Annotated in this window: 18 protein-coding genes; 10 read left to right on the top strand and 8 right to left on the bottom strand. The window is 62.2% G+C overall.

Translation table 11 applies throughout. From position 1 onward, the window contains the following. Nucleotides 1-102: 102 nt before the first annotated feature. Both C0Z16_RS08325 and C0Z16_RS08320 read left to right on the top strand, forming a co-directional pair. Nucleotides 103-1062: an O-fucosyltransferase family protein gene (locus C0Z16_RS08325; protein WP_102631683.1), complete on the top strand. Its 960-nt coding sequence runs from the start codon at nucleotides 103-105 to the stop codon at nucleotides 1060-1062. A gap of 120 nt (nucleotides 1063-1182) precedes the next feature. Then, the gene (locus C0Z16_RS08320) at nucleotides 1183-2190 is read left to right on the top strand and encodes a zinc-dependent alcohol dehydrogenase family protein (protein WP_102631682.1); all 1008 of its coding nucleotides are present in this window, start codon (nucleotides 1183-1185) and stop codon (nucleotides 2188-2190) included. A 37-nt stretch (nucleotides 2191-2227) separates the two neighbouring features. Here C0Z16_RS08320 and C0Z16_RS08315 read toward each other — a convergent pair whose 3' ends face one another. After that, complete coding sequence (locus C0Z16_RS08315) at nucleotides 2228-2851, bottom strand: ABC transporter ATP-binding protein (RefSeq protein WP_102631681.1); 624 nt, start codon at nucleotides 2849-2851, stop codon at nucleotides 2228-2230. A gap of 523 nt (nucleotides 2852-3374) precedes the next feature. Here C0Z16_RS08315 and C0Z16_RS08310 point away from each other — a divergent pair. Further along, nucleotides 3375-5279, top strand: a complete 1905-nt coding sequence (locus C0Z16_RS08310; RefSeq protein ID WP_102631680.1) for an AAA family ATPase — start codon at nucleotides 3375-3377, stop codon at nucleotides 5277-5279. A 34-nt stretch (nucleotides 5280-5313) separates the two neighbouring features. Here C0Z16_RS08310 and C0Z16_RS08305 read toward each other — a convergent pair whose 3' ends face one another. Together C0Z16_RS08305 and C0Z16_RS08300 are read right to left on the bottom strand one after the other, a co-directional pair. Then, nucleotides 5314-5571: a hypothetical protein gene (locus tag C0Z16_RS08305; protein ID WP_102631710.1), complete on the bottom strand. Its 258-nt coding sequence runs from the start codon at nucleotides 5569-5571 to the stop codon at nucleotides 5314-5316. Between the two features lie 28 nt (nucleotides 5572-5599). Next, nucleotides 5600-6835 carry an acyltransferase family protein gene (locus C0Z16_RS08300; protein WP_102631709.1) on the bottom strand — a complete coding sequence of 412 codons (1236 nt, stop codon included), beginning with the start codon at nucleotides 6833-6835 and terminating at the stop codon, nucleotides 5600-5602. A 538-nt stretch (nucleotides 6836-7373) separates the two neighbouring features. Here C0Z16_RS08300 and C0Z16_RS08295 point away from each other — a divergent pair. Both C0Z16_RS08295 and C0Z16_RS08290 read left to right on the top strand, forming a co-directional pair. After that, nucleotides 7374-8480 (top strand): OpgC domain-containing protein, encoded by a 1107-nt coding sequence (locus C0Z16_RS08295; RefSeq protein ID WP_102631679.1) that lies wholly within the window; start codon nucleotides 7374-7376, stop codon nucleotides 8478-8480. Then, nucleotides 8477-10162: a tannase/feruloyl esterase family alpha/beta hydrolase gene (locus C0Z16_RS08290; RefSeq protein ID WP_102631678.1), complete on the top strand. Its 1686-nt coding sequence runs from the start codon at nucleotides 8477-8479 to the stop codon at nucleotides 10160-10162. Before C0Z16_RS08295 ends, C0Z16_RS08290 begins: the two co-directional genes overlap by 4 nt. A gap of 167 nt (nucleotides 10163-10329) precedes the next feature. Here the strand turns inward: C0Z16_RS08290 and C0Z16_RS08285 are convergent, their stop codons facing one another. Beyond that, complete coding sequence (locus C0Z16_RS08285) at nucleotides 10330-10725, bottom strand: hypothetical protein (protein ID WP_102631677.1); 396 nt, start codon at nucleotides 10723-10725, stop codon at nucleotides 10330-10332. 414 nt (nucleotides 10726-11139) lie between these two features. Here C0Z16_RS08285 and C0Z16_RS08280 point away from each other — a divergent pair, with 414 nt between their 5' ends. After that, nucleotides 11140-12066: an ABC transporter ATP-binding protein gene (locus C0Z16_RS08280; protein ID WP_102631708.1), complete on the top strand. Its 927-nt coding sequence runs from the start codon at nucleotides 11140-11142 to the stop codon at nucleotides 12064-12066. Then, nucleotides 12063-12824, top strand: coding sequence for an ABC transporter permease (locus tag C0Z16_RS08275; RefSeq protein ID WP_027800918.1), 762 nt, complete (start codon nucleotides 12063-12065; stop codon nucleotides 12822-12824). The genes C0Z16_RS08280 and C0Z16_RS08275 overlap by 4 nt, the downstream gene beginning before the upstream one ends. A gap of 75 nt (nucleotides 12825-12899) precedes the next feature. Here the strand turns inward: C0Z16_RS08275 and C0Z16_RS08270 are convergent, their stop codons facing one another. After that, nucleotides 12900-13898 (bottom strand): helix-turn-helix transcriptional regulator, encoded by a 999-nt coding sequence (locus tag C0Z16_RS08270; protein ID WP_102631676.1) that lies wholly within the window; start codon nucleotides 13896-13898, stop codon nucleotides 12900-12902. Between the two features lie 176 nt (nucleotides 13899-14074). Here C0Z16_RS08270 and C0Z16_RS08265 point away from each other — a divergent pair, with 176 nt between their 5' ends. The 3 genes from C0Z16_RS08265 to C0Z16_RS08255 all read left to right on the top strand — a co-directional run bounded on the left by C0Z16_RS08265 (nucleotide 14075) and on the right by C0Z16_RS08255 (nucleotide 19212). After that, on the top strand, nucleotides 14075-14998 hold the full coding sequence (locus C0Z16_RS08265) for a helix-turn-helix domain-containing protein (RefSeq protein WP_175130657.1): 924 nt from the start codon (nucleotides 14075-14077) through the stop codon (nucleotides 14996-14998). Between the two features lie 489 nt (nucleotides 14999-15487). Beyond that, on the top strand, nucleotides 15488-15913 hold the full coding sequence (locus tag C0Z16_RS08260) for a DUF3830 family protein (protein WP_102631675.1): 426 nt from the start codon (nucleotides 15488-15490) through the stop codon (nucleotides 15911-15913). Nucleotides 15914-16335: 422 nt separating this feature from the next. Next, nucleotides 16336-19212, top strand: coding sequence for a YadA-like family protein (locus C0Z16_RS08255; RefSeq protein WP_102631674.1), 2877 nt, complete (start codon nucleotides 16336-16338; stop codon nucleotides 19210-19212). A 96-nt stretch (nucleotides 19213-19308) separates the two neighbouring features. On the opposite strand, the gene C0Z16_RS08250 is transcribed toward C0Z16_RS08255, so the two are convergent. The 3 genes from C0Z16_RS08250 to shiA all read right to left on the bottom strand — a co-directional run bounded on the left by C0Z16_RS08250 (nucleotide 19309) and on the right by shiA (nucleotide 22549). Further along, nucleotides 19309-19437 carry an MFS transporter small subunit gene (locus C0Z16_RS08250; protein WP_102631673.1) on the bottom strand — a complete coding sequence of 43 codons (129 nt, stop codon included), beginning with the start codon at nucleotides 19435-19437 and terminating at the stop codon, nucleotides 19309-19311. 10 nt (nucleotides 19438-19447) lie between these two features. Beyond that, nucleotides 19448-20851, bottom strand: coding sequence for an L-lactate MFS transporter (locus C0Z16_RS08245; RefSeq protein WP_102631672.1), 1404 nt, complete (start codon nucleotides 20849-20851; stop codon nucleotides 19448-19450). 381 nt (nucleotides 20852-21232) lie between these two features. Further along, on the bottom strand, nucleotides 21233-22549 hold the full coding sequence (gene shiA, locus C0Z16_RS08240; protein WP_102631671.1) for a shikimate transporter: 1317 nt from the start codon (nucleotides 22547-22549) through the stop codon (nucleotides 21233-21235). Nucleotides 22550-22645: the final 96 nt, after the last annotated feature.

Here is a 22645-nt window from a genome sequence, read left to right as displayed (position 1 = left end):
CCAAATTTGGGGTGCTAAGATCGGGCGTTGTCGCGTTGTCTCGTTTCCATCACCTGGTAGGCGCGTGCCGTTTGACAAATCACCGATCAACAGGGGCGGGGCATGTTGAGAAAGGTCGTCGACAGGGCAAAGCAGATTCGCCGAAGCGAGCGATTCAAGTATTCCGTCGCCACGCCTCGCCGCATCTCGCTGCACGCGAAGCAGCGCCTCAATCGGGGCATCTTCGCCATCGAAATCAAGGAGAACTCGGGTTTCTTCTCCGTCATGCAGATGGTGTTGTTCATCCTCATGTTTTGCGAAGAGAAATGCCTGACGCCGCGCATTAGCGCTCGTGGGGGACTGTATGGCGATGCCGATGGAAAGGTCGACTGGTTCTCCGCGTTTTTTGAACCGGTGCACGCTTCGGCTGCGTTGCCGCTCACGCGCAAGCTCAGGACATCGACGGTTCGTGACCTGGTGCAGTTGGGCTTTCGGCAACGTTACGAGCACCGGCTGGAACTCGCCAGCGCGAGCGAACTCTTCTTCGCGCACTATCGGCCGGCGCAGCATATCGTCCACGAAGTCGATGCGATCTGCGAGAAGCTTCATATCGGCACGTCCACACTTGGCGCGCATTTCCGGGGCACGGACAAGGCGCTCGAAGCCATTCCTGTTGCATGGAAAGACTTTTGCCGTCACGTCGAAACGACGCTAGCTGAGAATCCGCACCTGACCGATGTCTTTATCTCAAGCGACGAAAAGGCGTTTGTGGATTACTTCGCCGCGTGGCCGTTCAGCAAGCCGGTGAGCGTCGCGCCTGCGCGGTTGCTCGCGAACGGCGCAACGCCGGTTCATTTCAGCGGCTTTCCAGGGCTCGAGATCGGTCGTGAAGCGCTGGTGTCCAGTCTGCTGTTGTCCCGTTGCGGCTATCTCGTGAAGACGCCGTCTTACCTGTCCGCGTGGTCGCGCATCTTCAACCCGGCGCTGCCCGTGAAGCTCGTCGCGCCGCCGCGACCGGACGCGTTCTGGTTTCCCGACAGCCGCTTGTGGCTCGAACAGCAGGCGCAAGCCCAGGCGGCTTGAATGCCGCGCCAAGCAGCACGCGCCGCTGGGTGACTCGCCGACATGCGCAACCCGCTTGCGATATTCTCTTGTGACCCGATGCGCGCCGAGCGCCCGAGCACATCACAGAGGAGTCGAGACATGAAAGCCGTCAAGATAGGAACGCCTGCCACCGTCGACAGTCTTCAGGTGGTCGATATCGACGATCCCGGCCAGCCCGCGGCGGGTCACATCCGGGTTCGTATCCACGCGAGTTCGTTGAACTTTCACGACTATGGCGTTGTAAGCGGCGTGTTACCCGCCGATGCTGGGCGCATTCCGATGGCGGACGGCGCGGGCGTCGTCGAAGCGGTCGGCGAAGGCGTCACCGAATTCAAGGCCGGCGATAACGTGGTGTCGTGTTTCTTCCCGTCCTGGGAAAACGGCCCGCCGGCAATCGGCGACTTCAAAACCACCCCCGGCGACGGCGTGGACGGCTATGCACGCGAAGTCGTCGTGCTGCCGAGCCACTACTTCACGCATGCGCCGAGCGGCTACAGCCACGCCGAGGCCGCGACGCTGACCACGGCGGGACTCACGGCATGGCGCGCGCTGGTGGTGGACGGGCAGTTAAAGGCGGGCGCCACGGTGCTCGTGCTCGGCACGGGCGGCGTGTCGATTTTTGGCTTGCAGCTTGCCAAAGCAATGGGCGCTTCGGTGATCGCCACGTCTTCATCGGATGCAAAGCTCGAGAAGCTGCGCGCATTCGGTGCCGACCATACGATCAACTATCGCGACAATCCGGAGTGGGGCAAACAGGTCCGGTCGCTGACCGGAGGGCGGGGCGTCGACCATGTGATCGAAGTCGGCGGTCCGGGCACGTTGCCGCAGTCAATCACCGCTTGCCGGATCGGCGGCCACATCGCGCTGATCGGCGTGCTGACCGGACGCGCAGGCCCCGTGCCGACGGCGGCGCTGATGGCGCGGCAGCAGCGGCTGCAAGGCTTGATCGTCGGCAGCCGCCAGGATCAGCGCGATATGATCCGCGCGCTCGAAGTGACCGGTATCAAACCGGTGATCGACAGCACGTTCGAACTCGCGAGGCTCGGCGACGCGTTCAGGCATGAAGCGTCGGGCGCTCATTTCGGAAAGATCTGCGTGTCGATCTGAATATGCGTGGTTGAATGCTCGCGCAGTGCGATCGACGTCAGCCGCGCTGCGCGAGGTCGGCGAACCTGATGCGTGTGGCCGCGCAGGCGTCGGTGAATGCCTCGTCGTAGCTCGAGAAAAACACGGTGCGCGTTTGCGCGAGCGCCCTGAACAGGTCGACCAGCACGGCGCGCGCGGCGGCGTCGAGTCCGCCGACGGGTTCATCCGCGATCAGCACCTTCGTTTCCCCAAGCACCGCCGAGGTCAGAAAAAACTTCTTGCGCGTGCCGAACGACATCTGTTCAAAGCGCTTTCCCAGATGCGGCGTGAGGCCAAAACGATCCGCGAGGACCAGGGTCGTGTCGCTGACCACGTCGTTTCTGGCCGAAGCCACGCGCTGCAAATACTCGCGACCGGTTGAATCGGGCGACGGTATACAGTCCTCCGGCACGTAGGTCATCAGCGATTTCGCGGCGGCGGGCGCGGTGCGCAACGAATGTCCGCCGATCCACACTTCCCCCGCATCGGCCTCCAACGCGCCGGCCAGAATGCCGAGCAAGGTGGATTTGCCGCTGCCGGACTCGTCGTTGAGCGCTACGCAGCCTGAGGCAGAGTCGTGATGCAGTCCCTGGAAGACGACGCGGTCGCTAAAGCGTTTGCTGAGGTTCTCGAATCGAAGCATGAGTCGTGATGTCTGGTATGGACGCGGGGCGCGGCCCCATTGAGAGGGCAGCCGCCGGAAATGAGACGGATGGCGAAGCGTATCAAAAAACAGCTATGACTCACCGGACGCCCTCCCGCCGCAGCTAAATCCCGCACACCGCAGGCGAGCCAAACAAAGCCTCGGCGAACTGCCTGATTAAATAGGGCTGGGGTAAATGATAGGTCTACAGAATACGCGGCCTTTTTTACACTGATAAACTGTGCCCGGAGCAGTTTTCTACCGCACGTCACGCGCAGCTCGCGCCCTAAAATCCCGCTGCATCACATCGCGGGATAAGCGGTAGAAACAGGCCTTTTCTGCGATTTGAAAGAAGCAGCCGCACGGCATACTCGCTCGTAAGCGACTGGTAAAAAAGGGACGCATGGTTGGGTGTCCTTTCTTCCGGCAGACATGGCGTCGCAATAGCCGATTCCTCCCAACCGCCCACCCTCTGATTCGATATGTATTGGGGCTCGCTTGAGCCCGTTTTTGGAAGTGACTCATGAAGCCGGGAAAGAATTCGCTTGGGAAAACACGGACACGCAAAATCGCCATTGCGGCCGGAGCAGCGCTCATCGCGTTGATGCTCGCGTTCAGCTTCTGGCATTACCAGCAGCGCACCGCGCAGGTCGCGCCCGCACTGACCGGCGTCGCCAATCAGATGCGTCATGACACCTCCGCATGGACTCGCGAGGAAAAAGATGCGTCGCAGATGCTGCGCGATATTCACGACGCGAACGTCGCCGCAATCGGCGTGAGCCCGAACGCGATTCTCGTGTCGAAGCGCGACGGTTCCAAATACTTCGTGACCGACCACAACGCGACGTTCTCGCATGCGCTGCTGCTCGGCGAAACGAAGTCCGGCGAGGCGGCTTCATATCAACTCGTGTGGCTGCCGGACGCCGACATCCGCACGGGCGGCTCTCACTGGATTCAGGTGTTCGACCAGACGCGCGACGTCATCAGCCTGCTGCTGCCGCTGTTGCTGATCGGCGGGATGGTGTGGTTCATGCGCCGGGAGATGCGCGGCGGCGCGTCGCTGCTCGGCAAGGCGCCCACGCTGCGTTTCGATGACGTGATAGGCGCCGGTGAAGCGAAGGCCGCGCTCGCGGACATTCGCGGCTACCTGTCGAACCCGAAGCAATTTACGTCGATGGGCGTGCGCGCGCCGTGCGGCATTCTGATGGTGGGCGGCCCCGGCGTCGGAAAAACGCGGCTTGCGCAAGCGCTGGCCGGAGAATGCGGCGCGAGCTTCATCTCCATCACCGGCAGCTATTTCAGCGCGAAGTACTACGGCGTCGGCATCCAGAAGGTCAAGCATCTGTTCGAGCTGGCGCGCAAGAACGCGCCCACGGTGATTTTCATCGACGAAGCCGACGGCCTTGCGAAGCGTACCGACACGGGCGGCGGTCCCGTCGAAGCCGAGAGCAACCGCATCATCAATCAGTTGCTCGCGGAGATGGATGGCTTCGCTTCGAACGAAGGCGTGATCATCGTCGCGGCCACGAATCATCCGGACAATCTCGACGAGGCATTGCGCCGCCCCGGCCGCTTCGATCGCACCGTGCAGGTTCGCTTGCCCGATCGCGAGGAGCGCGCGAAGATTTTCCGTTTCTATGCGCAGAGGCTGAAGTCGAAAGCCGCCGACATCGACTACGATCAGCTCGCGCGCCTGACCACGGGCCTGTCTCCCGCGACCGTCGCGATGGTCGTGAATCAGGCGGGGCTCGTCGCGCGCAAAGCCGGCGACACCGAGATCGCGGCCAAGCACTTCATCGAGGCGATCAAGATTGCGCGTATCGGCGACGTCAGCGGCGCGGAGCGCGCGCTGAGCGAGGACGAACGCACGCGCATCGCGGTGCACGAAGCGGGGCATGGTCTGGTTGCCGCGTTGCTCGGCACCGGGGTGCTCGAAGAAGTCACCATTCTCCCGCGCGGCGGCGCATTGGGCGTCGCGCTGATTACGAAGGCGCAGGACAAGCATCTGTATCGCGAGTCGGAGATTCGCAACGAGATCAAGGTGCTGCTCGGCGGCCGCAATGCAGAAGTTCTGGCGTTCTCCGAAGCATCGAGCGGCGCCGCTTCGGATTTGCAGGAAGCGTCGCGCATCAGCCTCGACATGGTGTCGAAGTTTGGCTTTAACAGCGACGGCAATCTTTTCAGCCTCGCTGCATTGCCCTCGCAATACGCCGGTCTGCAGATGAAGAGCGCAATCGAGCACGCAAACGTGTTGCTCAAGGAATTGAACGAGCAGTGCTATAGCCTGCTGCATGCGTATGAGCCGGTGCTGCGCGCCATCGCAGATGAACTGCTCGAACACGAAACCGTGCCGGGCGAAACGGTCTACCGCCTGATCAAGGAACACAAGAGCACGCTGAAGATCGTGCACGAGCCCGAGGCGGCCTGATGCGCGTCGATAACCACAACAAGGACGCAGCGATTTACGCCAACTCGGCGGGGCCGAATGGCGGAATGCCAGGAGGCCTTGTGATTCCGCCGAGAGGCTCACGTTTGGCCTTGTCCTCGTCTTCATCGGCGGGCGGGGTTTCGCCTTTTTCTGGCAGGGGCTGATCCAACCCTGGCTCAACTGGCGTTGGAATGGCATCGCCAATCGGTTTCGAGATCTCGGTGGGCGGACCGCCGGGGTCTTTCGTCTGGTCCTGGTCGTGCTCGTTCGGGGGATTCGGCTGATTGGCCACGGCGCATCTCCAGTTGATGACAGTCACATCATTCCTGAGCAATGTGTGTGCCACGTTCGTGTGCTCGGGCGGCATCGGAAGCGGTGCCTTCATCTGTCAATGCGTGTTCGCTGCGCTCGCCTTGTCGCGTCGTCACTGTGACCCCCGCGGTTCGCGCCAATACTGAATGCGCGTTGTCCGCGTGCGCACGCCGCGTCTTCAACCGAAGAATCGGCTCTTCGACGATCCGCCACGACAGCAGTGCGAGCCCGAGCGAAATCGCAAACGACGCCGCAATCCCCGCCGCATGCGCCCACACTGGCACAACTCCGCCGAACAGCGCTTGCGCGCGATGATTGCGCGTGAGGTCCGGAATCAGATTGTGATAAAGGTAAAAGCCATAGCTGATGCGCCCCAGATTCGCAAGCCAGCGCGCCTCGAGTAGCCCCATCACGACCGCATTGCGACAGCATGCGATCGAACAGACGAGCGCGGCAATGCATACGCCATAAACGCCGCTGACCGCGGTGAAGAGCAGCGGATTGTCCAGATCGCTCCACGCCGGCTCCGTCGCGCAAAAGCCCACGAGACAAAGGCTCAAGACAAACAGCGTCACGCTATGTCCGAGCCAGGCCCGAAGACGGCTTGTTTTGCCGGCGACCATCAAGCCGCCTATCCCGCCGAGCGCCAATAGCCAGAAATTGCTCAGCGGGTGCGTATAGATGGTGATCTCCTGCCAATGCGCGGCGCGCATCGCCAGCAGCGAAACCAGTCCCGTCACGACGATCACCGCGCACACCGCGAGATGCCGTCGCGCCGCGAGCAGCAACAGCAGCGGCGCGAACACGAGATAAAACTGTTCCTCAATGGCGAGACTCCACAAATGCGAGTAGCGTCCCGGCCAGTAATGCAGCACCGAACCGATCCAGAAGTTCGACAGATAAGCGAAATGAAACGGCATGCCGCTCGCGAGTTCCGGGCTCGCCATGCCGAATCGCATCAGCACGCACATCGCTGCCAGCATCAGGTAGTAGATCGGAAAAATGCGCAGCGTCCGGCGAAACAGAAAGCGCTTGAGTTCGGCGCCGAAACGGCTGCCGTTTTGCTCGATGCGCTGCCGTTGCGTCGAAAGAATGCCGATGATCAAAAAGCCGCTCAGCGCAAAGAAGATCCACACGCCGAGATGACCTATTTCGCCAATGTCGCCAAACAGCCGGTGTTGAAGAAACACCATCAGGACTGCAATGGCGCGCAGTCCGTCGAAGCCGGCAATCCTGTTGTTCATGTGAGTGTCTTCCAATGCGAAGGCGGTGCGCAGTGCGCGGCCGTTCAGGTCGGTAATGGAAGGACCGGCGCGTGAATGACACCGCTCAATGACGCCAATGAGCAGCGGCAAAAGGAAGGGCGTCGCAATGACGCTCGACGCGCCAGCCGAACGCGGGTCGGCGGCAAGCGTGTCCGGTCCACATGAGTGGCCGCCGTCCGGAGAGGCCATCGCGCGAGATGCGCGAACTCCGACGGTCATGCATGAAATCATCGTACGATGAAAAAAAGCGAAAAAAATCGCATGCCGCGATGAGCGGATTATTTTCTACGGCAATTACCGGCCGCATTTGCGCTACACGCGTTACAGCCGCAAAACTTGCCGCAAATCGAATGCGCGTGGAATCACTCTTACCGCATGCCGACAGCCGGATTTCAGATTGCCAGTGAGCTGCCCGAAATGACAGGCTCCTTGTCAGCGCCCATCACGCAACTGCGCAGCGTTCGTTCCAACGTTATATCGTGACGTGTTGCTGGATAACTCTCCTGCGAGAACACGAATGGAAATTCGCCGCGGACGCTCCGTCGAAGTGGACTTCTTTCGCGGGGTCGTGCTGATCGTGATCGTGCTGGATCACATGCCCGGCAGCACGCTGTCGCATCTGATGCTGCACGCGTACGCGCTGTGCGATTCCGCCGAAGTGTTCGTGTTCCTGGGCGGCTACGCGTCGGCGGCGGCGTACACGGCGGTCCTTGCGGGCCGCGGCGAGCACGCCGCCAATCTGCGCTTCGTGTGGCGCTGCTGGGAAATCTACCGCGCGTATCTGTTGACTGCGGTGCTCACGCTGCTCTCCGGCGCCGTCCTCGCATTCCTGCATCTGAATCACGCGATGGTCGAGCTGACTGGCTGGTCGCCTTTCGCCGCGCAGCCGCTACATCAGGCATTCGAAATCGCGGTGTTGCGGCGGCAACCGTATCTGTCGAGCGTGTTGCCGATGTACGTGTTTTACGCGCTATGCGTGCCCTTCGTTGTGCCGCTGGCAAGGCGCTCGCGTGTGACGGCGCTGGCGCTCAGCGTCGCGGTATGGTGGCTGGCCAGGCCGCTAGCCGTGCTATTCAGCATTGACGATATGGCCGACTGGGCTTTTAATCCGTTTGCATGGCAGCTGATGTTCGTACTCGGGATCGTGTGCCGGCTCGAGCCGATCAGCGAGCGCTTTCATGCGGGCGATGCAGCTCGCTGGTTCACGCGAGCCGCTATTGCCGCAGTGCTTGCGTTTGCCGTCGTCAAACTTTTCGTGCTGACGCAGCCTTTGCCCGGCGTCCTTAAACAGAATCTTTCCGTGGATCGCGTGATCAACTTCATCGTCATTGCCTGGCTCGCCGCGCGACTCGTGCGCACGGGTAGCGTCGCGCGGCTCGCGCAGCGCTTACCCGCCGTGGTGACGGTCGGCCGCACCGGGCTCGTGTGTTTTGTGGGCGGCACGCTCGTGTCGTTGATCGTCGATACGGCCACGCCGCATGCGTTTCAGGGCTTGCCCGGCGTGCTGATAGGGCTGGCCGGCGATCTCGTCGCCGTCGGCGCGCTGTTGATGATCGCGCGCGGCTGGAACGGCTGGAAAGGACAGCAGCCGCGCACGGCTGCGAGCGGCGCGCGTTGCGGATGAGCGCGCGTTGGCGCCGTTGGCCGTTTGCGCGAAGGTTGCGCGTGGCCGCGGCAGCAGTTGCGCTCAACATTGCCAGCATATTGCTCGGGCCAGGCGCCCATACGGCGCTCGCCGCGCAGAAGGAGGCGCCGCTCGCGATGCGTTGCGCCGAATTCGCGGGCGCCGTGTTGCCGCCCGAACTCATTGCATTGCCGACTGCGGGCGCGCAGATCGAAAGCGCGTCGATGGTCTCCGCGACCGCGCCCGGCAATCAGCAAGGCGGCGAATATTGCCGCATCACGGGCCGCATCAAGGCGCTCAAGGCGAGCACGCCGGATATCCGTTTCGATGTGAATCTGCCGCGCCACTGGAACGGCCGCGCGCTGCAAATCGGCGGCGGGGGTTATAACGGCGTCGTGGTGAGCGGCACCGGCGTGATGCCGTTCTCGCCGGATCGCGCACCGCTCGCACAAGGCTATGCGACCTTCGGCGACGACTCGGGTCATGTGGGCGATTCATCGCTCGCGGTGTTCGGTCTCGTCGACGAGGCCGTGACGAATTTCGGCTATGCGCATCTGAAGAAGACGCATGACGCCGCGCTCGCATTGATCGCGCGCGCTTATGGCCGGCCGCCGCAGCGCATGTATTTCGCGGGTGGCTCGACGGGCGGGCGCGAAGGCTACACGGTCGCGCAGCGCTTTCCCGACGACTACGACGGCGTCATCGCCAACTCTCCCGCGCTCAATTTTTCAGGGGTGCGCATGATCGGCGTGAAGCTCGGCCAGGCGGAATATGCCACGCCAGGCGGCTTCATTCCACCGTTGCTGCTCGAACAGGTTTATCAACGAACGCTCGCGGTATGCGACCGGCTGGATGGCGCGGCGGACGGCATCGTGAGCGATGTCGCTGCGTGCCGCGAGCACGAAGCCGAAATCGTCGCGTCCTTGCGTTGTGCGGGACGCAAGCCGTCGCGCGATGACTGCCTCGTCGAGCCACAACTCGCGACCTTGATGGTTATGCGCGACGGTTTATCGCTGCCCTACAAGCTGGCTTGGGACGTCAGCGGTTATCGCGGCTACAACGTCTTTCAGGGCACGCATCTGACGGGCTCGCTCGGATTGGGGCATCAAGCGGAACGCCTCGCTGTGCCGAGGTTTTTCGCCAACGGTTATCTGTTCGCGCAAGGCGACGGCTACATGCGCTATTTCGTGGCGCGTGACGCGGACTTCGATTCGCTCAGGTTCGATCCGCAACATCCGGGCAAATATCGCACGCAACTCATCGCGCTTTCGCAGACCATCGGCGCGATGAATACGGACCTCGCGCGTTACATCGCGCGTGGCGGCAAGCTCATCACACTGCAAGGTCTCGCCGACGAAGTCATCAGCCCCAATCAGACCATTGCCTACCATCAGGCGCTGGTCGATCGCTTTGGCGTCGACGAGGTCAATGGTTTCATGCGCCTGTATATGGTGCCGGGTTTTCAACATGGCAGCGGCGCGTTCATTCCTTCGGTGGATCTGCTCGGCGCGCTCGATAAGTGGGTGACGCGCGGGGCGTCGCCGGAAACGTTGATCGCCACCGACATCGCCGCGGCGACCAATGGACGCTCGCGCCCACTCTGCCGCTATCCGCTTTTTCCGCGCTACATGGGCAAGGGCAACGTCAATCTCGCCAGCAGCTTCGTGTGCGCCGAGCCGTGACGGCAGCGCGCAACATCTTTACCTTGGAGTCGTTGCAAAATCCTCCATCGACGTTGCCAGCCCCATCGCGGCTGAAAAACAAGAGGACGGCGATGCCGCGAATCGACACCGCCGTCACTGTGAAACTGCTCGAGCCGGCACGATTGACCGGCCGAAATCAACGGTGATTATTGGCCGTTTTGCATCGTGCCGTTAGTACCGCTGCGCGTGCCGTTGCTCATGTCGCCAGTATCCGAGCCGCCGCTGTTCGACCGTTTGGTCGTCGCGCTATTCGGCGAGGCGCCGGTGCCCGTACCCATGCCGCCGCCCGTGCCGGTCACGCCCGGTGCGCCGTAGCCGGAATCGTTCGGATGCTTCATCGTGCCGGGGCCGACGCCGGGCGTTGCAGTTCCGCCCGCGCCGCCGGTCGTGCCGCCGCCCGCGCCGACGCCGTTACTGCCGCCCGAGCCACCCGCACCCGCAGCAGCGCCACCGCCCGCACCGCCGGCCGCTTGCGCAAAGGCCCCGCCCGAGAGTGCCATTACGAGCGCTGAAGCAAAAATCGTCCTGGTAAAGCGTTTCATGGTTCACCTCCATAGAGCTGGTTAATGTCACGCGAGCGCCTCGCACTCACTTGAGCAGATTGCCGCAAGCACTGTGCCTTGCGTGCCGGCGCGGACGCGCATGGGCGCGCAAGCACGGCGAGAATCGAGCATCGCGCGTTCCCGGGACCACGCACGGTTTAGCGCCTCTGCGGCTCGTTAAGAAGGACAGACGCGCGGTGGCAGGGGCGTCACATCAATACGGAACCCGAAGTGTCTTGCACTGCAGCGAACGGCGCCGACGGTTCGCGCCTGATCAACCGGCGCCGCACGAGTTACAGACGGCTTGATCTTCTTCCGCTGCACGCTTTCGCAGTTTCAATTACATTGCGGGTGCGGTCGCGCTTATGCGTCCTCCCATCCACTTTCATAACGGTGTCTGCCATCGTCAAATCCATGCAGCCAATCGTCTCAGTTACGAATCTGTCAAAAACCTATGCCAGCGGTTTTCATGCGCTAAAAAACATCAACCTAGCGATCGACCGCGGAGAAATCTTCGCGCTGCTTGGCCCGAACGGGGCGGGCAAAACGACGCTCATCAGCATCATCTGCGGCATTGTCAATGCAAGCGAAGGCAGCGTGATGGTCGATGGCCGCGACATCGCGGCGGACTATCGCGGCGCGCGCTCGCTGATCGGCCTCGTGCCGCAGGAACTCACCACCGACTCGTTCGAAACCGTCTGGGCGACCGTTTCGTTCAGCCGCGGCCTGTTCGGCAAGCCGAAGAATCCGGCGCATATCGAGAAGGTGCTGCGCGATCTGTCGCTGTGGGAAAAACGCGATAGCAAGATCATCACGCTGTCCGGCGGCATGAAGCGCCGCGTGCTAATCGCCAAGGCGCTGTCGCACGAACCGCGCGTGCTGTTCCTCGACGAACCCACGGCGGGTGTCGACGTCGAATTGCGCCGCGATATGTGGAAGCTCGTGCGCTCGCTGGCAGCGAGCGGCGTGACGATCATTCTCACCACGCATTACATCGACGAAGCCGAGGAAATGGCAGACCGCATCGGCGTGATCAACGCGGGCGAGATCATGCTCGTGGAAGAGAAGACGGAACTGATGCGCAAGCTCGGCAAGAAGCAGTTGACGCTCCAGCTGGAGAGCCCGCTCGCGACACTGCCTCCGTCGCTCGCCGGATATGGCCTCGATGTCGCGAAGGGCGGCAACGAGCTGATCTACACGTATGAAGGCGACGGCGGCCGCACCGACATCATCGCGCTGCTCAAGGCGCTCGACGACGCCTGCATCCGTTTCAAGGACCTGCACACCACGCAGAGTTCGCTTGAAGACATCTTCGTGAGTCTGCTTCGAGGTAACCAATGAATCTCTACGCCATTCGCGCGATCTACAAGTTCGAGATGGCGCGCACGTGGCGCACGCTGATGCAAAGCATCATCGCGCCCGTGATTTCGACGTCGCTCTACTTTGTCGTGTTCGGCGCGGCCATCGGCTCGCGCATCAAGGAAGTGGACGGTATCAGCTACGGCGCGTTCATCGTGCCGGGTCTGATCATGTTGTCGCTGCTGTCGCAAAGCATTTCGAACGCGTCGTTCGGCATTTATTTTCCGCGCTTCACCGGCACGATCTATGAGTTGTTATCCGCGCCGGTTTCGTATCTGGAGATCGTCGTGAGCTACGTGGGCGCGGCGGCCACCAAGTCGATTCTGCTCGGGCTCATCATTCTCGCGACGGCGGGCCTGTTCGTGCCGTTGCAAGTGCAGCATCCGTTCTGGATGATCCTGTTCCTCGTGCTGACCGCTGTTACGTTCAGTCTGCTGGGGTTCATCATCGGCATCTGGGCGGATAGCTTCGAGAAGCTGCAACTCGTGCCGTTGCTGATCATCACGCCGCTGACGTTTCTCGGCGGGAGCTTCTACGCGGTCAACATGTTGCCGCCGTTCTGGAAGGTCGTGACGCTCTTCAACCCGATTGTTTATCTGGTCAGCGGATTCCGCTGGAGCTTCTACGGCCTCGCGGACGTAAATGTGGAGGTGAGCCTCGGTATGACGGCTCTATTCCTGGCGGTGTTTCTTGCGATCGTCGCGTGGATCTTCAAGACCGGCTACCGGTTGAAGAGTTAAGCGCAAAGCTGTACATAAAAAATGCCGTGGCGGCGTGTGCCGCCACGGCATTTTCGTGGCTTGCTTTTAGTTCGTCTACGACACGTAGGCCTTTGCAACGTTGATCAACTGCACGCGGTTGCGCACGTTGAACAACTGCCGCAGACGGCGCAAGTGGTAGTCGACGTTATGCGGCGACAACCCGAGGAAATACGCGATTTCCTTGTCGCGCTGGCCCTGAACCACCGCCTTCAGCACCGCATGCTGCAACTCGCTCAACGTCACGCGCTGCTGCTGCGCGGGCGTCATGCCGATCACGCTTTTCGCGTGCGTCCAGATGAACTCATGAATCGTGTGCGCGAACATCAGCGTCTCGGCCACGATCGATTCGGTCATCCAGCGCGGATTGCCGATCTCCGAATTGAAGCACAGGCTCGCGCTCAGCTCCGGCTCGGGCAACGGCATCTGCGTAAGAATGCCGCTCTTGCGGCCCGTCCCCTCCAGCATGTCGATGAGGCTGCCGAGCCGCTCGCTGCGCATCTGCGCACGCGGCAGGTCGGCGCGCATGTCGACCGTGTTCCAAAGGAACGGCATGCCGGTCGGCGACGCCAGCGCCACGCGCGGATCGAGCTCGAAATAACGCTCGCGGAAGTAGCGCGTGAGCCAGCTCTGCGACTCGTAGCTCGTCAGCACGAACATCGTCTTACGGTGCGCGGACGTGCGCGTGGCTGTGTAGCTGAACGAGTCGAAGCCCAACTGCTTGATGCGTTGCCGCACGAACTCGATGCGGTCCTGCGCACTGCCAAAACGCACTAGCGGACTGATGACCGGCGCACGCCGCGCGGTCGGTGTGGGCGTGCCGATCTCTTCCTCGGTGAAGAGCGTGAGGAAGCCTGCGGGTGCCGCGCTAGTTGCCGCGCGGCTCGATACCATCGACGCTTCAGCCGCGTGGGCTGACTTCGCGACCGGCCGCATGCCGGCCGGGTAGGCCGGTTGTGCGGTGACCGCTGGGTTGTATGCTGCCGACGCATGGCCGGCTTCGCCTTGCGGCGAACCGGTCAGCCAATGCGGCAGCGTATCGCATTCGTGTTCCATGAAACGGTAGCTCCGGCGTTCGAAACGCGTGAAAGACGACAACCTGAATGATTAGCTATTTCCAAAAATTACGGTAGCCGGTTCCTTGCTATCATTTTCGAGATCTTGCGCTGACAGCCAACCGGCATCGCGGGTATGACAGGGTTCTCTCTTTTGCATACGGCACCTCCTCGGGAATGGACGTGATGACACGAATTCCAAAGCTGACAACGACGCTTGCCTACGACCGCTACCTCGCGGGCCAGAAACTGGTGTCGAGCGTGGATCGCCCGTGGCGGCACCTGGTATTGCGCTCCTACCTCGAACCGGACGAGCAGGAACTGCTGGAAGCGCCCGGCCTGCGGGACCTCACGCTGATGACGCTGGCGAGCGGCGCGGAGCATCTGGAGCGCAATCTGAACGGGCGCTGGGAAAGCGCCGAACTTCGGGTGGGCGACGTCTGGTACGTGCCGCCCGCGCCGATTTCCTGGCGCTGGCGTTCGATCAGCGATGAGCCGCTGTCGACCGTCCATTTGCATATTGAGCGCAGCCTGATCGACAGCGTCGCCGATCAGATGGAACTCAGCGGCGGCTCGCGCGAACTGTCGCTCGGCGACGCGATGCAGTTCCACGATCCGCTGGTTGCCGCGATGCTCGGTGCATTGCATCGTGCCGCCAGCGATCCGGCCGACTCGCGCCTATATGTCGATGCGCTGGTTCACGCGCTTGCCGCGCATCTTCTTCAACATTATTCGCATGGCCGGCAAGCGGGGACTGGGCTGCCGGCGCAACCCGAACGGCTGGTGCCGCGCCGCATCCGGCGTGTGACCGACTACATTCGCGCGAACCTGGGTGCGGATCTGGCGATCAGCGAACTAGCCGCGCAGGCCGGTCTAAGCAGCTTCCACTTTGCCCGCGTGTTCCGCCGCGAAACCGGCGAAACGCCGCATCAATATGTGACGCGTTTGCGGCTTGCGCAAGCGGCGACACTGCTGCGCTCAACCGATCAGACCGTGCTGCAAATTGCAATTGCGGTTGGTTTCGAGAATGCCAGTCATTTCTCCGTGCAGTTCAAGCGTGACTACGGCGTGACGCCGCTTGCTTACCGGCTGCGCGGCTGACCTGCGGACTGCGCAGTGGCTACTGGCCGGCTCATCAGCAGGCGGGTTCCGGCAACAGCCGGTGATCGACGACGCCCACTGCGCTCGCCGGTGCGAGCGGCGCGGTCTATATTGCGTGGCGGCGCTGCGCCTCTCGTTCGCGCTTTGGTTGGCGACCGGCCGGATTGCGTCAGGCAAGAAGAAGTGACGAGGCCGGCAAGCCATCTGTTGGAATCACGCACCTTTCGAAGTGTGCTGTGCATTGCGCGGCTTGCAAACTACGAACTTTCGTGGCGTCGAAGAGGCCAGAGCTGGCACGCGCATGCCGCTCCGGCTTGCACAAGCTGGGATTGCCCGTGCCCCTTGGCGGTCCAACTGGCCTGACCGGCGTCTTCACAACTGTATCTGTTGAAGCCTTGCACGGAACGACAGAATGACCGGCCCACGGCTCAGGCCCCAGCCGCGTCCGACCGACCCTCCTCATTCAACCGTCATACCGGATACCTAGCGATGACCCGACTTCGAATCACCTCCTGCGGCCACGTCTTTATCGCCGAAACGAACCCCGACGCGCCGCAAACGGTGGCGGCGTTTCTGAAGCTGTTGCCGTACCGCCAGAAAATCATTCATGTGCGATGGAGCGGCGAAGGCTGCTGGGTGCCGCTCGGCGAGTCCAAGCTCGAGAACGACGGTGCGGCGGTTGGCTTCGAAAATCACACGAGCCATCCGTCGGTCGGCGATATTCTGTTTTATCCGGGCGGCTACAGCGAAACCGAGATTCTAATCGCCTATGGTTCGTGCTGCTTCGCGAGCAAGATGGGGCAACTTGCGGGCAACCATTTCCTGACCATCGTCGAAGGCAAGGAGAAGTTGCGCGAACTCGGCGTTAAAGTGCTGTGGGAAGGTGCGCAAGACGTGCTGTTTGAAAAGATCTGAGCGCCGCTGCGATTCATTCCTGCATTTGCGCGTGTCCGGCACGCGCCTCTCGACTTTTGTGATTCCCCGATAACGAGCCAGCACCCGCTGGCTCGCATTTTCTCAGCGTCGGTTCTCGGCCACTTTAAGCATTCGACTTAAAGCCGCTTAATCATCGGCATTCCCGGTTAAGACATTTGGCAGTTTTCGTCTGAAAGGCTATATGACTTTTAGCTAGTTAAGGCTAAAAAAATTCGCTTTTAGGATTAATCGTATTCGCGAATCGTGCGGCGTCATTGCACACTTGGCGCTTCAGCTTTGTTTGCCAACTTAAAGCGTGATGCGTGCCAAACCTGAAGTCCGAAGTCCGTTGATTCGACATCAATACTTAGGATGGCATAAGAAAAATCTTGGCGATCGATAATCTAGAAAGACTGGGAGGAATGTTGAACAAGACCTATAAGACGGTGTGGAACAGAGCCAGGCGTACGCATGTTGCGGTATCCGAAGTGGCGAAAGGCTGTGGCGCGCAATGCGCCTCCGTACGCCGGGCGCTGGCTGCTGCCGGCGTGGGTCTGCTCGGCGCTCTGGCATTTTCGCAACCGGCCGGCGCGCAGGAGTGCGCGCCGCAGGACTGCGTAAGTGTCGCCGACGCGCTGCGCTATGACAGCGGAGCGCACGATATCGCGACGCTCGGTAATCCCGGCACACGCGTCAGGGTGACGAACATTGCCGACGCCGCGCTGAATGCCGGAAGTTCCGACGCCGTAACAGGCGGGCAGCTCCACGCGACGAATGACGCGGTTTCGCAGAATTCGGCGGACATCTCCAGCCTGGCCAGCAACATCGACAAAGGCCTGACGGGACTGCTTCAGCAAGACCTGGGTTCCCGCACACTCACCGTCGGCCAGGGCACGGACGGCCGGTACGTGGACTTCACCGGCGTGGACGGCTCGCGCGAGCTGCTTGGTATCGCGGCGGGTACGAGCGCGCAGTCGGCAGTCAATCTCGGGCAACTCAAGCAGGTCGTGTCGGCGCTCGGCGGTGGCGCGTCGGTCAGCGCTAGCGGCTCGACCGTTGGCCCGCGGTACTCCGTGCAGTCCGGCACGCAAACCACGGTAGGCGGCGCGCTGACTTCGCTCGACACCGGCATAACGACGCTGCAGTCGCAGATTGTTTCGGGCGGCATCGGCCTCGTCAGGCAAGACCTCGGAACGCGCGATATTCTGCTTGCGCCGTCGTCGACGGGCATTCGCCTCAACGTGGCCGGCTTGAACGGCAATCGTACGGTCACGGGGCTATTGCGCGGTGCGATCGGCGCGTCGAGCACCGATGCCGTGAACGGTGCGCAACTCTACGGCACCACGGCGAGTGCGGTGACGGCGTTGGGCGGCGGATCGGCGGTCAATCCGGATGGCACGGTCAAGGGGCCGGTCTACAACATCGGCGGAAAGACCTACGGCGATGTGGGATCGGCCCTCGCGGCGGCCGTCACGACGAGCGTGGCAACGAGTACTGCGACAAGTGCGGCGACGGGTGCGACGGCGATTGCCGCGGCCACTGCCGATTCGGTCCAATACGATTCACCCGCGCATGACACGGTGACCATGGGCACCGCTGAGGCGCCGGTTCGCGTGACCAACGTGCGCGCAGGCTATCTGGCGGGCGACAGCACGGACGCCGTGAACGGCGCCCAACTCTTCGCGGCCAATCAGGCGGTCGCGCAGAACAGCGACAACATCGCGAACGTCGATCGCCGGGTCAGCAACAACACGACGAATATCGCGAACCTCGACCAGCGCGTGACCGTCAATACGACGAAGATCGCGAGCCTCGACACGCGCACTACGACGCTCGAAGGCAACGTGACGAACGTTGCGAACCAGATCACGAACGGCCAGCTCGGGCTCGTCCAGCAGGATCCCGGCTCGCGCATTATCAGCGTGGGGCAGAACACGGACGGCGCTCGCGTCGATTTCACGGGCACCGGCGGCGCGCGCCAGTTGACCGGCGTCGCGGCGGGCCTCACGGACACGTCCGCAATCAATTTCGCCCAGTTCAGGCCGATAGTCGCCGGGCTCGGGGGTGGCGCGCAAATCAATATCGATGGTTCGCTGACCGGGCCGTCCTATCACGTGCAGGGCGGCACGCAGAATAATGTCGGCGATGCACTCGACTCGCTCGACACTGGGCTGACCACGTTGCAGCAGAACGTGGAGAAGGGCGGCATCGGCCTCGTGACGCAAGACCCGGCTTCGCGGGTCATCAAGATCGGCGCGACTACCGATGGCCGGGCGGTCAGCGTGGCGGGCACGCTGGGCAACCGCGTCATTACCGGCGTGGCGCGCGGCTCGCTGAACGCGACCAGCACCGAAGCGGTCAACGGTTCGCAATTGTTTGCGCAGGCGGCGAGTACGGCCGTGGCGCTAGGCGGCGGCTCGACCGTGAACGCGGACGGCTCGATCAGCGCGCCTTCGTACAAGGTCGGCGGTCAGGTGGTGAACACTGTCGGTGGCGCGATTAGCAATCTGGACGGCCGCGTCACACAGAACAGCAGCGATATTGCCGGTCTGCAGACCACGGTTGGCCGAATCAACGGCACGGTGGCGAACGCGCTTCAGTACGACAGCTCGGCGCACGACAAGGTGACGCTCGGCGGTACGGCGCCGAATGCAGCGAATGCGGCCAATGCGCCGGGTGTGCAGTTGACCAACCTGAAAAACGGCGAAGTCTCGGCGACCAGCAGCGATGCGGTGACTGGCGCGCAACTGTGGCAAACCAACCAGCAGATCAGCAGCATCGACCAGACCGTCAGGAACTATGCGAACAACGGCAATGGCTACACCGCCGTCAACAGTTCCGCAAGTGCGCCGCAAGCGACCGGCAACGGTTCGGTGGCCCTAGGCGGCGGCGCGAAAGCGTCGGCGGCGAATACGGTCGCGCTCGGCGAAGGATCGGTGGCGGATCAGCCGAATACGGTCTCCGTTGGCTCGTCAGGCAACGAGCGCCGCATTGCGAACGTTGCTGCGGGGCAGGCGCCGGGCGACGCCGTCAACCTGCAACAGTTCCAGGGCGGCATCGGCAACCTCGCGCGGCGCGCGTATGCGGGAGCCGCGTCGGCGATGGCAATGAATATGGTCCCCGAAGTCGACGCGACGAAGAATCTCGCAATCGGCGTCGGCACGGCGGGCTACATGGGGTATCAGGCGGTGGCGGTCGGCCTGTCGGCGCGCGTCGCACAAAACTTCAAGGTGAAGCTGAGCGCGGGCATCAGTTCGGTCACGACATCGGTCGGTGCCGGTGCCGCATATCAATGGTAGCGGGGTGAAGCGACGCTGTCGCTGTGAAACCACGCGGCGAGATTTGCCCGTGGCGGGCACCCCACCGTTCGAACGGCGGGGTGCAAATGCGCTTCTTTACTGGAACAGCTTCATGGCCTGCGAGAGTGTATTGAACACACCCCATGCCAGAGGGACCATCACATACAGCCAGAAGACGGCGAGTTTGACCTTGTTGGTCGGATGCACGGGTTGAACAGTCGACATGCGAGTCTCCTTATGCGCCTTTGGCGACTTGTGCGTCGGTCATGTGATGCCTGTCGTCCACACGCTTGACCAACAGATTGCAGATGAAGCCGATCACCAGCAGCACGGCCATGATATGAACCGTCATCGTGTAAGCGTCGGCTTTTGCCACGCCGTGCGCGACTTCATAAGCACGGATGTAGTTGACCAGCACCGGACCCGCAACGCCGGCTGCGGCCCAAGCCGTCAGCAAGCGGCCGTGAATGCCGCCGACGAACGCGGTGCCGAACATGTCCGCGAGATAAGCCGGCACGGTCGCGAAGCCGCCGCCGTACATCGTCAGGATGATGCAGTAGGCGAGCACGAACAGAGCCATCTGACCGGACGCGGCGAAGCTCGGCACGAGGAAGTACAGCACGGCGCCGAGCGCGAAGAAGATGAAGTAGGTGTTCTTGCGGCCGATCCAGTCCGAAGCCGATGCCCACAGGAAGCGGCCACCCATGTTGAACAGCGACAGCAGACCGACGAAGCCGGCAGCGGCGGCCGCCGTCACGGTGCCCTTGAAGCTTTCCTGGATCATCACCGAAGCCTGGCCGAGAATGCCGATGCCGGCCGTCACGTTCAGGAACAGCACGAGCCAGATCAGATAGAACTGCGGCGTCTTCAAGGCCTGGTCGATGTGCACGTGGTTGCGCGTGATCATCTTCTGCTGACCGGTTTCCGGCGGCGTCCAGCCGGCCGGTTTCCAGTCGGCGGGCGGCACGCGAATGGCCAGCGCGCCGATCGACATTGAGATGAAGTACACAATGCCGAGCACGATGAACGTCTCAGCCACGCCGATGCTCGTCGCGCTGCGGAAGTGGTTCATCAGCGCGACCGACAACGGCGCGGCAATCATCGCGCCGCCGCCGAAGCCCATGATCGCCATGCCGGTCGCCATGCCGCGGCGGTCCGGAAACCAGCGGATCAGCGTCGACACCGGCGACACATACCCGAGGCCGAGCCCGATGCCGCCGATCACGCCGTAGCCGAGATACAGCAGGACGATCTGGTGCATGTACACGCCCAGCGCCGAAATCAGGAAGCCGCCGCCGAAGCAGCATGCCGCCGTGAACATCGTGCGGCGCGGGCCGACGTGTTCCAGCCACTTGCCGGCGAATGCCGCCGACAGACCGAGGAACACGATCGCCAGCGAGAAAATCCAGCCGAGGGAGGTGAGCGACCAGTCATCGGGAGCGGATTGCGTGATGCCGATGACCTTGGTCAGCGGGCCGTTGAATACGGAGAATGCATACGCCTGGCCGATACAGAGATGAACGGCGAGTGCTGCGGGTGGAACCATCCAGCGCGAAAACCCCGGCTTCGCAATGGTGGCTTCTTTGGAGAAAAATCCTGCAGAGCCTGAATTGTGCTGCTGCTCGGTAATACTGCTCATGGTCGGTCTCCCGGGAAGCGAAGTCTTTGTTATCGGCGCATCAGACCGAATGCTTTAGAGGTACGGCGTAAAAATTGCTGCGCCATGCGGGGTTCATATATGCGACGGTGTTTCATATGAACAGGCGCAAATCCGGATTGAGATTTGCTTGCTGGAACGATAGGGCGGAGAAACCGGGTTGGCAATATGAGATAGAAATGCATAAGGCATTGCCCGAAGAAATGCGACCGTAATCTGGCTGATCGCGGCACCAAAGCCCAAATCGCGGGTGCCGAGCGTCGGAAAGTAACGGGCGCCGCGCATCAAACTCGACCCACAAAGCAAAAAAGGCCGGCGGTGGCAACTTCGCCACGCCGGCCTTTCTCGTCCGCGATCAATCGTTCAGACGGTGCGCCCCGTCTTCATCTTTGCCGCCACGAGCACGGAGATCAGACAACCGATCGCGAGATAGGCCGCCACCGGATGCCACGAACCGCCCGCAAAGCTAACGAGCGCGACCGCGATAAACGGCGTGAAGCCGCCGCCGACCACGCTCGCCACCTGATAGCCGACACCCGCGCCGCTATAGCGATATTCGGTGCCGAAGAGTTCAGTGAACATGGGCTGCTGCACGCTCACTACCATGTCATGCGCGATGTTCGCGAGCATGACGGCGAAGACGACGATCCACAGGGTCGAGCGTGCTTCGAGTGCGAGGAAAAACGGCACGGCGCTGAACATGCCGACGAGCGCGCCGACGATATACACGCGGCGGCGGCCGAAACGGTCAGCGAGCAAGGCAAACAGGGGGATCGTCACGCAGCTCACCGCGCCGACCAGCAAACCGATTGTGAGGAAGAATTCCCGCGGCATGTGCAGGTTCGCGGTCGAATAGTTGAGTGCGAACGCGGTCACGATATACATCGTGAATAACTCGGCAAGACGCAGCGCGATGATCAACAGGAAGGCCTTCGGATGACGCAGCAGCGCTTCCACGATTGGCAGCCGCACGCTGCGCTCGCCATGCGTGCCGACTTTTTCGACGAACTCCTGCGACTCTTCCATGCTCGAGCGAATCCACATCGCGATCAGCACCAGCACCACGCTGAACAGGAACGGCAGGCGCCAGCCCCAGCTCATGAACGACGCGTTGTCCATCGAACGGCTGATGAGCGCGACGAGACCGGTCGCCAGCACGAGACCCACGCCGTAGCCGACCTGAACGCCGCTGCTGTAGAACGCCTTTTTCTTCTCCGGCGCGCTTTCGACCGCCATCAACGCTGCGCCGCCCCACTCGCCGCCGACCGCAAAGCCCTGGATCGCCCGCAGCGTGACCAGCAGCACGGGTGCCCACCAGCCGATGGCCGGGAATGCGGGGAGCAGACCGATGGCGGCGGTGGACAGGCCCATCATCATCACTGTCAGGACCAGCATGCGTTTGCGGCCGAGCCGGTCGCCGAAGTGGCCGAATACGAAGCCGCCGAGCGGCCGGAACAGGAAGCCGACGCCGAACGTCGCAAAGGCGGCGAGCGTGCCCATCGCCGGGCTCACTTTCGGGAAAAACTCGGCGTTGAAGACCAGTGCTGCGACAATCCCGTACAGCAGGAAGTCGTACCAGTCGACGACGGCGCCGACGAAGCTGCCCAACGCCGCTTTGCGTGCCCGGCTGCGCGCCGTGCGATTATCGGCCGCTGCGGCCGTCGAGATGGTAGTGCTCATGTCGGATGTCTCCTTGGGATTCTCGGTCTACTGCGTAACCGGCTCGGCGGCTGCGGCTCGGGCCGGCGCGGCTGATTGGTTGCAGGATGTGCCGAA

Source organism: Paraburkholderia rhynchosiae, from assembly GCF_002879865.1.
GTDB classification, from domain to species: domain Bacteria; phylum Pseudomonadota; class Gammaproteobacteria; order Burkholderiales; family Burkholderiaceae; genus Paraburkholderia; species Paraburkholderia rhynchosiae.
The sequence above is the reverse complement of the archived record's forward strand: the minus strand, read 5'-3'. Positions and strand labels throughout refer to the sequence as shown.